The sequence below is a fragment of the Streptomyces sp. NRRL F-5727 genome (assembly GCF_000719555.1).
In the GTDB taxonomy this organism is placed as follows: Bacteria; Actinomycetota; Actinomycetes; order Streptomycetales; family Streptomycetaceae; genus Streptomyces.
In genome coordinates, this window is sequence record NZ_JOGX01000061.1 from 1 (window position 1) to 11,724 (window position 11,724).

12 protein-coding genes and 1 rRNA gene are annotated in these 11,724 nt (G+C 72.3%); 10 read left to right on the forward strand and 3 right to left on the reverse strand.

Features of this window, described 5'->3' with window-relative positions:
• The 9 genes from rrf to IF73_RS0130260 all read left to right on the forward strand — a co-directional run.
• Positions 1–96, forward strand: a 5S ribosomal RNA gene (gene rrf, locus IF73_RS38900); the annotation flags it as partial.
• Between the two features lie 101 nt (positions 97–197).
• A complete protein-coding gene (locus tag IF73_RS0130230) occupies positions 198–845 on the forward strand; it encodes an HAD family hydrolase (protein WP_031013657.1) in 648 nt (215 codons plus the stop codon).
• Between the two features lie 43 nt (positions 846–888).
• Complete coding sequence (locus IF73_RS0130235; protein ID WP_031013660.1) at positions 889–2,085, forward strand: MFS transporter; 1,197 nt, start codon at positions 889–891, stop codon at positions 2,083–2,085.
• Positions 2,054–3,229, forward strand: a complete 1,176-nt coding sequence (locus IF73_RS0130240; protein ID WP_078868338.1) for an acetoin utilization protein AcuC — start codon at positions 2,054–2,056, stop codon at positions 3,227–3,229. The genes IF73_RS0130235 and IF73_RS0130240 overlap by 32 nt, the downstream gene beginning before the upstream one ends.
• A 72-nt stretch (positions 3,230–3,301) precedes the next feature.
• A complete protein-coding gene (locus IF73_RS0130245) occupies positions 3,302–4,117 on the forward strand; it encodes a phosphatase (RefSeq protein ID WP_031013664.1) in 816 nt (271 codons plus the stop codon).
• Positions 4,118–4,244: 127 nt separating this feature from the next.
• The gene (locus IF73_RS0130250) at positions 4,245–4,454 is read left to right on the forward strand and encodes a helix-turn-helix domain-containing protein (protein WP_030495139.1); all 210 of its coding nucleotides are present in this window, start codon (positions 4,245–4,247) and stop codon (positions 4,452–4,454) included.
• Between the two features lie 152 nt (positions 4,455–4,606).
• Complete coding sequence (locus tag IF73_RS39930; protein WP_003948845.1) at positions 4,607–4,705, forward strand: 30S ribosomal protein bS22; 99 nt, start codon at positions 4,607–4,609, stop codon at positions 4,703–4,705.
• Between the two features lie 156 nt (positions 4,706–4,861).
• Positions 4,862–5,932, forward strand: a complete 1,071-nt coding sequence (locus tag IF73_RS0130255; protein WP_031013665.1) for an NAD-dependent epimerase/dehydratase family protein — start codon at positions 4,862–4,864, stop codon at positions 5,930–5,932.
• A gap of 15 nt (positions 5,933–5,947) precedes the next feature.
• Positions 5,948–7,003 (forward strand): lysophospholipid acyltransferase family protein, encoded by a 1,056-nt coding sequence (locus IF73_RS0130260; RefSeq protein WP_031013666.1) that lies wholly within the window; start codon positions 5,948–5,950, stop codon positions 7,001–7,003.
• Positions 7,004–7,382: 379 nt separating this feature from the next.
• Here IF73_RS0130260 and IF73_RS0130265 read toward each other — a convergent pair whose 3' ends face one another.
• From IF73_RS0130265 to IF73_RS0130275, 3 genes are all read right to left on the reverse strand, one after another.
• Positions 7,383–8,648 (reverse strand): DUF5667 domain-containing protein, encoded by a 1,266-nt coding sequence (locus IF73_RS0130265; protein ID WP_031013668.1) that lies wholly within the window; start codon positions 8,646–8,648, stop codon positions 7,383–7,385.
• A gap of 375 nt (positions 8,649–9,023) precedes the next feature.
• Positions 9,024–9,809: an ECF subfamily RNA polymerase sigma factor, BldN family gene (locus tag IF73_RS0130270; RefSeq protein ID WP_031013670.1), complete on the reverse strand. Its 786-nt coding sequence runs from the start codon at positions 9,807–9,809 to the stop codon at positions 9,024–9,026.
• 476 nt (positions 9,810–10,285) lie between these two features.
• A complete protein-coding gene (locus IF73_RS0130275; RefSeq protein WP_031013672.1) occupies positions 10,286–11,254 on the reverse strand; it encodes an HAD family hydrolase in 969 nt (322 codons plus the stop codon).
• A gap of 93 nt (positions 11,255–11,347) precedes the next feature.
• Between IF73_RS0130275 and IF73_RS0130280 the strand changes: the two genes are divergently transcribed.
• On the forward strand, positions 11,348–11,638 hold the full coding sequence (locus tag IF73_RS0130280) for a glutaredoxin family protein (protein WP_031013674.1): 291 nt from the start codon (positions 11,348–11,350) through the stop codon (positions 11,636–11,638).
• The last annotated feature ends 86 nt before the right edge of the window (positions 11,639–11,724 follow it).

Here is an 11,724-nt window from a genome sequence, read left to right on the forward strand (position 1 = left end):
GAAACGCCCGGTTACATTCCGAACCCGGAAGCTAAGCCTTTCAGCGCCGATGGTACTGCAGGGGGGACCCTGTGGGAGAGTAGGACGCCGCCGAACAATTTTTAGCCTCAACCCCCGGACCTTGTCCGGGGGTTGAGGCATTTTTGCGTTCAGGTCAGGACGCCGGCCGGCACCAGGCCGGGATCTAGGCTGGGCGCATGCGCTATGACCTGGTCATCTTCGACAACGACGGTGTGCTCGTCGACAGCGAGCCGATCTCCAACCGGCTGCTGGCCGGCTACCTCACCGAGCTCGGGCACCCCACCACGTACGAGGAGTCCATCCGGGACTACATGGGGTCCGCGATGCACCGGATCCACGACCTCGTGCGGGAGCGGACCGGGCAGCGGCTGCCCGAGGACTTCGACGACACCTTCCACGCACGGGTCTTCAGCGCCTTCCGGGAGGAACTGGAGCCGGTGGAAGGGACCGTGGACGTGCTGAAGCGGCTCGTCGCCGACGGAGTGCCGTACTGCGTGGCGTCCTCCGGCAGCCACGAGCGGATCCGGGTCGGGCACCGGAAGACCGGGCTCGACGCCTTCTTCCCCGACGCGCTCGTCTACAGCGCCGAGGACGTGGGCCGGGGCAAGCCGGCGCCGGACCTCTTCCTCCACGCGGCCGAGCGGATGGGCGTGGCGCCCGAGCGGTGCGTCGTCGTCGAGGACAGCCGGCTCGGCGTCCAGGCCGCCCTGGCGGCCGGCATGGACGTGTACGGCTTCACCGCGATGACCCCGGAAGAGCGGCTGAGCGGGGTGACGGGGCACTTCTCCCGGATGGAGGAGCTGCCCGCGATTTTGGGTCTGTGATCCATCTACCCATCGGTAGGTGGCGGCCCTACGCTGTGCCGCCATGACCGATGCGCGGCTGCGGCGGGGGCGGTCCTCGCTGGCCTTCAGTTTTCTCGTCCAGGGCGTGGCCTTCGCCCTGCTCGTGACCCGGATACCCGGGATTCAGGACCGGTACGGGATCTCCGACGGGCTGCTGCCGCTCTTCCTGGCGGCCGTGCCGATCCTCGCCGGGGTGGCCAGCGTGGCGACGGAGAAGCTCGTCGCCCGGGTGGCGCCCTCGGTGGTGCTGCGGTGGTCCCAGCCCGTCGTCCTGCTGGCGCTGCCGGCCGTGGGGGCGGGGGACGCGCTGTGGACGGCGGCCGTGGCGCTCGGCGTGTTCGGGCTCGCGGTCGGCGCGCTCGACGCGTCCATGAACATGCTGGGGGTGAGCCTCCAGCGGGCGTACGGCCGGAGCATCATGCTCGGCTTCCACGCCGCGTACAGCCTCGGCGGGATCGCCGGGGCCTCGCTGGCCTGGGCGGGGGCGCACTGGCACCTGTCGCTGTTCTGGTCGTACCTGCCGGTGGTCGCGGTGCTGGCGCCGGCGGCGTTCCTCGGCAGCCGGTGGTACGTGGACGGCACGGCCGCCCCGGGCGGTGCCGGCGCGGAGAAGGGCGGGGCGCTGTCGTTCCGGCTGCTGCTGCCGCTGTGCCTGGTGATGACGTTCGCGTACATCGGGGACTCGACGGTCTCCAACTGGTCGGCGAAGTACCTCCAGGACGTCCTCGGCGGCTCGGAGGAGGCCGCGACCGTCGCCTACAACGCGTACATGGTGACGACGCTGCTCGGGCGGGCCGTGGGCGACCTCGGGGTGCGGTACTTCGGGGCGCCGGTGATCGTGCGGGCCGGGGCGGTGCTCGCGGCGTGCGGTTTCGCGCTGGTGGCGGTGGCGCCGTCGGCCTGGGTGGGGATCGCTGCCTTCACGGTGCTGGGGCTCGGGCTGAGCGTGATCGTGCCGCAGACCTTCGCGGCGGCCGGCCGGCTCTTCCCGGAGCACAGCGACGCCGCCGTCGCGCGGCTCAACGTCTTCAACTACGTCGGCTTCCTCGTCGGCTCCCCGCTCGTGGGGGCGCTCGGGGACGCGTGGAGCTACCGCGGGGCGATGCTCGTGCCGATGGTGCTGGTCCTGGTGACGGTGGTGTATGCCACGTCGTTCGGCGCGCGGGAGGCCCGATACGGTGGCGGGCATGAGCGGCCGCGCACTGTTGATGTGGGATGAAGCTGTCACGGGGTACGACTTCGGGCCCCAGCACCCGATGGATCCGGTGCGGCTCGCCCTGACCATGGGCCTGGTCCGGGCCTTCGGGCTCGACCGGGCGGTGGACGTGGTGGCCGCCAAGCCGGCCGGGGAGTCGACGCTGCGGCTCGTGCACCGTGAGGACTACGTGGCCGCGGTGAGGGCCGCCTCGGCCGATCCGCGCCACGCCGACCAGGCGTACGGGCTCGGGACCGTCGACGACCCCGCCTTCGAGGGGATGCACGAGGTGTCCGCGCTGATCGCCGGGCAGTCGGTGGCGGCCGCGGAGGCCGTGTGGCGGGGCGAGGCCGAGCACGCGGTGAACTTCGCCGGCGGGCTGCACCACGCGATGCCGGGCGGAGCGGCCGGGTTCTGTATCTACAACGACGCCTCCCTGGCCATCGCCCGGCTTCTCGAACTGGGCGTGGAGCGGGTCGCGTACGTGGATGTCGACGTCCACCACGGCGACGGGGTGCAGGCGGCGTTCTGGGAGGACCCGCGGGTCCTGACGGTCTCGCTGCACGAGCACCCGCGGACGCTGTTCCCGCAGACCGGCTGGCCGGAGGAGACCGGGGCGTCCGGGCCCGGCGAGGGCGGCGCGGTGAACGTGGCGCTGCCGGCGGGGACCGGCGACGCGGGCTGGCTGCGGGCCTTCCACGCGGTCGTGCCGGAGCTCCTCGCCGACTTCCGCCCGCAGGTGCTCGTCACCCAGCACGGCGCGGACACCCACTTCGACGACCCGCTGGCGCACCTGGCGGTCTCGCTGGACGCGCAGCGGGCGGTGCAGGAGGCGTGCCACGAGCTGGCGCACGCGTACGCGGACGGCCGGTGGGTGGCCCTGGGCGGCGGCGGATACGCGGTGGTCGACGTCGTACCGCGGTCGTGGACGCATCTGGTGGGGATCGCGGCGCACGCGCCCGTGGCGCCGGAGACGGTGATCCCGTCCTCGTGGCGGGACGAGGTGTACGCGCGGACCCGGCAGTTGGGGCCCGGGCGGATGACCGACGGCCGGTGGCCGGTGGACTTCCGGGAGTGGTCGGAGGGGTACGACCCCGCGGACCGGCTGGACCAGGCGGTGCTCGCGACCCGGCGGGCCGCCTTCCCGCTGCGCGGACTGCTCGCCTAGCGGTTACGCCAACTGTGCGGCGTACAACGGATTCTGACGCTCCGGCAGTGACGATCCGGCAGCATCGGAAGGGTGTTGAGTACCGGGGCGCTGCGGGCGCATCTGTTGGCGGCGGGGTTGGCGGGGACGGTGGCGACGTCGCGGGAGGAGAGCCTGCGGAGCTACCGGCTCTTCGCCGCGCGGGATCCGCGGGTGACGCTGGGGCTGGTGCCGGCCGGGGGCTGGGACGAGGCCGAGCTGCTGCGGCTGATGGCCGAGAAGTGCGGGGTGTCGGGGGATCCGGCGTACCGCTCGGGGCCGGACGTGATCGACCCGGAGCGGACGCTGCGCCGGCTGGACGCCTTCGCGGGGCGGCTGGCGGCGGCGGCCGCTCGGCGGGCCCCGGTGCTGTTCGGGACCGGGCATCCGCACCGGCTGCTCGGTTTCTACGCCGCTCTCGCAGACGCCCTGTCGGCGGCGGGATGTGAAGTCCTCACACCGGCGCAGGGGCGATGTGTCGACATAACGACCCGGTTCGGTCTACGTACGTACGTCCTCGACTACGTACGGGGCGTCGCGTTCGTACGGGAGGCGGGGCCGCCGGAGGGCGGGCGCGAGCCGGGGGCGCATTCGCACTCGGCGCTGCCGGTGCGGGCCGCGCTGGAGAGCGCGGCGGAGGCCGGCGGGTCGCTGCCGGAGCTGGTCGTCGGGGACCACGGCTGGGTCTGCGGTGCTGGTCAGCTGGGTGTCGAGGCCATCGGGGTGGCCGACACGGACGATCCGGCGCTGTTCGTGGGGGAGGCCGAGGGGCAGGTGGCGGTGGCCGTCCCGCTCGATGACGGGGTGCCCTCGGCGTACTACCGTCCCCTGACGCGCTATGTACTCAATCGAGCGTGTCTGTCACGGTAAACGGGCGATAGGGGCTCCTCTTCCCCACTCGCACCACCCGCCCCTAGTCTGATTCGTGAGCGTTCGACGACGAAGAGTCACCGGAGGGGAAGCCGGTGGGCGTCGCGGCGGAAGGTACAGGTGGGTCATGGCTGCTGGCGATCGGCCTCTCAACGAGGTCAAGTTCCTGACCGTGGCGGAAGTCGCCGCGGTGATGCGTGTGTCGAAGATGACCGTGTACCGCTTGGTGCACAGCGGTCATCTGCCGGCGATCCGGGTGGGCCGGTCCTTCCGGGTCCCGGAGCAGGCGGTTCACGCGTACCTGAGGGAGTCGTACGTGGGGGTGGGGACCGCGTAGCGGGCGCGCGGCCGACCTGCGGCCGAACGGCGGGTGAGCCGCGTCCGGCCCTCGGATTACTCGTGTGGTGCCAGGGGCGGTAGGCTGACCCCTCGTAGGTCGTGTGGGCCCAGACGCCCCGCACCAGTGAGAAGAAGTGAGCGAGGGTAGTCGTGGGCTCTGTTATCAAGAAGCGGCGCAAGCGGATGGCCAAGAAGAAGCACCGCAAGCTGCTCAAGCGCACGCGCGTTCAGCGTCGCAACAAGAAGTAAGACCGGCGGCCGCGCGAGCGGCCCCCGTATGTGACAAGGCGTGGCCCTTCACCGTCCTCGGTGAGGGGCCACGTTTTCATTGCGCCGAAACCCGCAGGCGCTACGGTGGCGGCTACGGGTAAGAACGGACGGAAGTTCGGACGGAAGGCGCTGATCTTGGGCAAGGTCGTGCTCGTCACCGGTGCAGCCCGGCATCTGGGGGGCCGTTTCGTGCGGCGGATCCAGCGGGATCCGGAGGTGGAGCGGGTGGTGGCCGTGGACGCGGTCGAGCCCGGGCATCCGCTGGGGGACGCCGAGTTCGTCCGGGCGGACATCCGCCGGCCGGCCATCGCCAAGGTGCTCGCGGAGCACGAGGTGGACACGGTGGTGCACCTCGACGTGACGGGGACCGCGCTGGGCGCGGGCGGCCGGTCGGCGGTCAAGGAGACCAACGTCATCGGCACCATGCAGCTGCTCGGGGCGTGCCAGAAGTCGCCCCGGGTCGGGCGCCTGGTGGTGAAGTCCAGCACGACCGTGTACGGCTCCGCGCCGCGCGATCCGGCGGTCTTCACGGAGACGACCTCGGCGAAGTCGCTGCCGAGCGGTGGTTTCGCGAAGGACGCGGTCGAGGTCGAGGGATACGTACGGGGCTTCGCCCGGCGGCGGCCGGACGTGGCGGTGTGCGTGCTGCGGTTCGCGAACATCCTGGGGCCGCGGGTGGAGTCGCCGCTGACCGAGTACCTGTCGCTGCCGGTGCTGCCCACGGTCCTGGGGTACGACCCGCGGCTGCAGTTCGTCCACGAGGACGACGTGGTCGACGTGCTGCGGCTGGCGGCGCAGGAGCCGCGCCGGGGGTCGCTGAACAGCGGGACCTTCAATGTGGCGGGCGACGGGGTGCTGCTGCTGTCGCAGTGCGCGCGGCGGCTGGGGCGGCCCTCGGTGCCGGTGCTGCTGCCCGCGGTGACCTGGGTGGGGTCGGCGCTGCGGACGGTGGGGCTGACCGACTTCGCGCCCGAGCAGATCCGGCTCCTCACGCACGGGCGGGTCGTCTCGACCGCGCAGATGCGGGAGGTGCTGGGCTTCCGCCCGCGGTACTCGACGGCGGAGGCGTTCGCGGACTTCGCGGCGAGCCGGGGACCGGGTCTCCTGCCGCCGGAGCGGCTCGCGGGGGCGGTGGACCGGCTGGCCGGCCGGGTCGCCCCGGGGGCGGGTCCGATTCCTTCCCGTGACTCTCACGACGGTGCCTGAGGAGCAGCGACAGCGATGGCGGACGCCAAGGTGATTCCTTTCGACGACGACCGTTCGCGGGCCCGGCGGCGGCCGGGCCGGCCCGAGGAGCCGTCCGCGGCCGGGACCGGTCCCGCGGCGGTACGGGCGCTGCCGGGGGCGACCTTGGAGGCGGTGGCCGCCCCGGCACCGGAGCCCCCGGCGCCGGACGCGCCCGCGCCGGACGGGCCCGGGGAGGGTTCCGCGCGGCCGGCGGCCTGGGAGCGGCGGCTGGCGGGCGGGCTGGCGTTCCTGCGGCGGCGGGTCACGGGCGAGTACGAGGTCGACGAGTTCGGCTACGACGCCGAGCTGACCGACCAGGTGCTGATGTCACTGCTGCGCCCGCTGTACGAGAAGTACTTCCGGGTGGAGGTGAAGGGCGTCGAGAACATCCCGGAGAAGGGCGGGGCGCTGATCGTCGCCAACCACTCCGGGACGCTGCCGCTGGACGGGCTGATGATGCAGGTCGCGGTGCACGACCACCATCCGGCGGGCCGGCACCTGCGGCTGCTCGCGGCGGACCTGGTCTTCGTGCTGCCGGTCGTCAACGAGCTGGCGCGGAAGGCGGGGCACACCCTGGCGTGCGCGGAGGACGCGGAGCGGCTGCTGCGGGCCGGTGAGGTCGTCGGGGTGATGCCGGAGGGCTTCAAGGGGATCGGGAAGCCGTTCTCGGAGCGGTACAAGCTCCAGCGGTTCGGGCGGGGCGGTTTCGTCTCGACGGCGCTGCGGGCGGGGGTGCCGATCGTGCCGTGCTCGATCGTGGGCGCCGAGGAGATCTACCCGATGATCGGGAACGCGAAGACGCTGGCGCGGCTGCTGGGGCTGCCGTACGTGCCGGTCACGCCGACGTTCCCGTGGCTGGGGCCGCTGGGGATGCTGCCGCTGCCGACGAAGTGGACGATCCAGTTCGGGGAGCCGATCCCGACGGACTCGTATCCGCCGGAGGCGGCGGAGGACCCGATGCTGATGTTCAACCTGACGGACCAGGTCCGGGAGCAGATCCAGCACACGCTGTACAAGCTGCTGGTGCAGCGGAGGTCGGTGTTCTTCTGACCCGGGCGCGGGGGGCCGACCGCGGACGGGGGTCTCGGGCCCGGCGGACGGAGTCCGGCGCAGCCTTTCGAAGCCCGGGAGGCCCCTGGGCCGAGCGGTGCGAGGAGGGCAGAGCGAGGGGGGCCCAGCTGCTGGTGCAGCGGAGGTCGGTGTTCTTCTGACCCCGGCGCGGGGGGCCGTCCGCGGACGGGGGTCTCGGGCCCGGCGGACGGAGTCCGGCGCAGCCTTTCGAAGCCCGGGAGGCCGCTGGGCCGAGCGGTGCGAGGACGGCAGAGTGAGGGGGGCCAGGCTGCTGGTGCAGCGGAGGTCGGTGTTCTTCTGAGCTGGTGCGGATGGAAGAAGGGGCGCCCCCCGTCCGTGGGGGCGCCCCTTCTTCTTGTCAGCGAGCGTCCTCGCTGTCGATGCCTAGGCCCGGAAGGAGGCCCGGCAGGAGTGGCGGGATGGTGACGTCCGGGGGTGTGGGGGTCGCCTGGCTGTCCTCCGGGGCGGTCGTCGTGCCCGTGGGGGACGGCAGGAGGCCGCCGGTGTCGCCGCCGAGGAGTCCGTCGTCCTCGGGGGAGGTGGTGCCGGTCTCGGCGCCCGGGCTCGGGGTGGTGCCGGTGCCGGTGTCCGTCTCGCCGCCCGCGCCGGTGCCCTGGGTGGTGCCGGAGGGCCGGGGGGCGGTGGCCGAGGGGCTGCCCTGGGTGGGGGCGTCCCTGGTGGCCGGGGGCTGCTGGGGGTCGGTGCCCTGCTGGTGCTGCCGGGCGCTGGGGCTGCTGCTGGAGCCGCCGGGGTCGACCGCGCCCGTCTCGGGGGTGCGGGGCAGCATCGACTGGAGCGGCTCGACCTCCTGGTCTATGGCGTCGAAGACGCCGGTGACCTCGTCGCCGACGTCGGCGAGCTGGACGGGGAGGCGGCCGCGCAGGCCGTTCCAGGTGTCGCGGTGGGCCTGGGCGAAGGAGTTCAGCCGGGCCATCGGGGCGATCTCGCCGTCCCGGTCGTACGCCTGGCGGAGCAGCCGGTGGCCTTGCTCGGCGTCGTGCTTCATGCCGCCGAGGGCGCGGCGGATCTCGCCGAGGGACTCGTGGTCGAGCTCGCCGGAGCGGGCGCGCTCCATGAGCCGGCGGGCCTCGCTGAGCCGGGTGGACGCCTGGTCGAGGTAGATGCCCCCGCGGTCGGCGTCGTCGTCGGCCATGCCGAGCTTGAGGTCCTCCATGCCCCGCTTGAGTCCGTAGAGCGAGTCACCGGGGAGGGCGTCGGAGCTGGCGGCGGCGACGCCGCCGAAGGCTCCGGCAGCCACGCCGACGGTGAGGCCGCCCGCGGCGAGTCCCTTGCTCCAGCGGGAACGCGGGCGGAGTTTCCGCAGGGGGGAGGCCCGGTGGGCGCCCCTGGTGGTCCGCTGTTCCGGGACGGTAGGGCCCGCGGCGGCCGTCCCCTGGGCGAACATCGCCTCCATGGCGGCGACGAGCTGGGCTCGCTGCACCACCTTGACCTCGGGGTCGAGCTCCGGTTTCGGCAGTTCGCCGAGACCGCTCGCCAAGGTCAACAGCCGTCCCTGGTCGCCCGTGTCGGCCGTGGGGTCGGGCCGGTCGGCCTCGCCCTCCGGCGTCCGGTCCTCCAGGGCCTGGGCGAAGGCGTTCGCCCGCCGGTGCACGTTCGCGATCACTGGCGGCACCTCCTCTCGTCATGACGGTCGACTCCCCAAGGGGTCCGGAAGGTTGCCCGCCTTGAGCAGATCCACACGAACGAGTGAGTGTCTGCGGGCAGGGCGTGACCACAGGGAGCCTGCATTTCGCACAACGAGCGGCGCGGCACTTGGGTTACGCGCGAAAGATGATCGGACCAGTGCGTCATCGATGCGTCACCGACTGTGATTTGGGACGGGCAGTGGTGGCGTGGGGGGAGGGGTGTGGGTGAAGTACGGGTGAGGGGGACAAAGCGCTTCACTGGGGACGGGGCCGGGGACGTGGCCGAGAAGGGGGACGGGAGAAGTGGGGAGGCGCGCGGGGAGGGAGTGGCGGCGGTCGGCGGCCCGGACGGGCTAGCGGGCGTCTTCGGGCAGGAGCCGGGCGAGGGTGCGGACGGCCCGGTACTGGAGGGTCTTGATGGCGCCCTCGTTCTTCCCCATGACCCGTGCGGTCTCGGCGACCGAGAGGCCCTGGAGGAAGCGGAGGGTCACGCACTCCTGCTGCTGGGGGTTGAGACGGCGGACGGCGTCGAGGAGCGCGGCGTTGGAGAGGGACTCGAGGACGGAGTCCTCCGGGCTGCGCTCGACCTCGTTGGCGTCGAGCATCTCGCCGGTGGTGACCTCCAGCCGGAAGCGGCTGGACTTGAAGTGGTCGGCGACCAGGTTGCGGGCGATGGTGACGAGCCAGGCGCCGAAGTCGCGGCCCTGCCAGGTGAAGGTGGAGATCCGGCGCAGGGCGCGCAGGAACGTCTCGCTGGTGAGGTCCTCGGCCGTCGCCTTCCCGCCGACCCGGTAGTAGATGTAGCGGTAGACGGTGTCGCTGTACTGGTCGTACAGCCTGCCGAACGCCTCGGCCTCGCCGGCCTGGGCGCGCTCGACCAGGTCCATCATGCGGGCGCTGTCGCTGTCGGCGGTGGGGCGTCGGGCGGTGGCCGGGCTCCCGGCGCCCCCGCGCGCGCCCCGTCTGCCGACGGCGGCACCGCCGTCGGCCAGGGCATAGCAGGGGCCGGCGGGTGCCGGTGCGGCGAAGGCGAAGGCAGGACCGGCGTACGCGGTGGGGACGAAGCCACGCAAGTGGTCGAGGACCGTTGCGCGCAGCGTAGCCAGGCCCGAGGCGTCAACCCCGACGTGTGGGTACACGGGACTCCCAGAGGCAGAGCTTCCATCACGTGCAGTGCGGATCCGTTCACTCGTCGTGGCGACGGGAGGGTTCCGCTGTGCGTCTGAGGAGAATAACGCTTCGTACAGGCAGCGCTACACCCAGTTGCCTAAATCATCGATTACGTCGCTTCAGTTATAGGTTGCGGACGGATCAAGTCGCACTTGGTGACCGGTTATTGATCGAGTGACTTCCGAGTGTGACTGCGTCGGCGTTGCGTTGTGCTCATGTGCGGTAGAGGGGAGTGATCCGGGCCGCTCCTGGGTAAGGGCGCGGGAATGGCCGGGGGTCCAGGGGTGCGCGGCTGTTCGACCACGGACGGGTGAGTCCCTTTGGTCCGTGGTTGTCGCAGATGATCGCAGCCGAAACGTATCGGCACGGGCGTGGCGTGCCGGAAACGCGGGGCGGTTCGGGTACGAAGCGGTCTTCCGCCTTGCCGGGGGCCGGAATTCGGCGGTCAGCGGCGCCGGCGGTGCAGGGCGACCGCGGCGGCGGTGCCGCCGGCGACGGCGCCGAGGCCGGCGGCGGCCGGGATGCCGATCTTCGCCGCCTTGCGGCCGGTCCGGTAGTCGCGCAGCCGCCACTCGCGGTCCCGGGCGTGCCGGCGCAGCTTGGTGTCCGGGTTGATCGCGTACGGGTGCCCGACGAGCGAGAGCATCGGGATGTCGTTGTGCGAGTCGCTGTACGCGGCGCAGCGGGCGAGGTCCAGGCCCTCGGCGGCGGCCAGCGCCCGTACCGCCTCGGCCTTGGCGGGTCCGTGCAGCAGCTCGCCGACCAGCCGGCCCGTGTAGACGCCGTCCACCGACTCCGCGACCGTGCCGAGGGCGCCGGTGAGGCCGAGGCGGCGGGCGATGATCGTGGCCGTCTCGACCGGGGCGGCCGTCACCAGCCAGACCTTCTGGCCCGCGTCGAGGTGGGCCTGGGCCAGGGCGCGGGTGCCGGGCCAGATCCGGTCGGCCATGTACTCGTCGTAGATCTCCTCGCCGATCGACATCAGTTCGGAGACGCGGTGGCCCTTGACGATGGAGAGCGCGCTGTCGCGGGCCTCCTGCATGTGGGCCGGGTCCTCGACGCCCGCCAGCCGGAACCAGACCTGCGCCCAGGCGAAGCGGGCGAGTTCACGGCGCTGGAAGAACTTCCGCTTGTACAGGCCGCGGCCGAAGTGGAAGATCGCGGCGCCCTGCATCACGGTGTTGTCGAGGTCGAAGAAGGCGGCCGCCCGCACGTCGCCGGCGACCGGGAACTCGGGCTCCTCGGGCGCGGCTTCGGAGGCGCGGGCCGCTTCGAGGGCGGCGGCCTCCTCCTCCCGCTCCTGTTCCAGCTGGAGCGAGGTCTTGCGGGCCGCCTCGGCGGCGGCCTCGCCTGCGAGGACGCTGCGCGCGGTGGCGGAGCGCCTACGGGGGGTGAGCCATCCCAGAGCGGCCATGTCTGGAGCATAGCCAGTCTGTTCGGTCCTTCCCGACTTGTGGGGATGCCGTCGTGTGAACAGTGCGGGTCCCCGCCGTGTCCGGGCGGGACAATGGACGGCATGTTCGGACGTACGAAGAAGAAGGACGCGGACCGGGACCCGGCCGCGCGGACCGTGACCCTGATCGGCAAGCCGGGGTGTCATCTCTGCGACGACGCCCGGGCGGTGATCGAGGCCGTGTGCGCCGACACCGGGGCGCGCTGGGAGGAGCGGGACATCCTCCAGGACGAGGCGCTGTACAAGGAGTACTGGGAGCAGATCCCGGTCGTGCTGGTCGACGGCGAGCAGCACACCTTCTGGCGGGTGGACCCGGAGCGGCTCCGGCGCGAACTGGGTGCGTGACCGAAAGCCGGTTACCATCATGGACGTTTTGTAGGTATTCGGGGGTCACGTCGTGAGGAGTGTGTGCGGCTTTGCCCCCTTCGGGA

Coding starts and splice junctions, on each gene's coding strand:
- IF73_RS0130280 (WP_031013674.1), top strand. CDS start 11,348: ATGGACGGCATGTTCGGACGTACGAAGAAGAAGGACGCGGACCGGGAC.
- IF73_RS0130235 (WP_031013660.1), top strand. CDS start 889: ATGACCGATGCGCGGCTGCGGCGGGGGCGGTCCTCGCTGGCCTTCAGT.
- IF73_RS0130240 (WP_078868338.1), top strand. CDS start 2,054: ATGAGCGGCCGCGCACTGTTGATGTGGGATGAAGCTGTCACGGGGTAC.
- IF73_RS0130275 (WP_031013672.1), bottom strand. CDS start 11,254: ATGGCCGCTCTGGGATGGCTCACCCCCCGTAGGCGCTCCGCCACCGCG.
- IF73_RS0130250 (WP_030495139.1), top strand. CDS start 4,245: ATGGCTGCTGGCGATCGGCCTCTCAACGAGGTCAAGTTCCTGACCGTG.
- IF73_RS0130230 (WP_031013657.1), top strand. CDS start 198: ATGCGCTATGACCTGGTCATCTTCGACAACGACGGTGTGCTCGTCGAC.
- IF73_RS0130260 (WP_031013666.1), top strand. CDS start 5,948: ATGGCGGACGCCAAGGTGATTCCTTTCGACGACGACCGTTCGCGGGCC.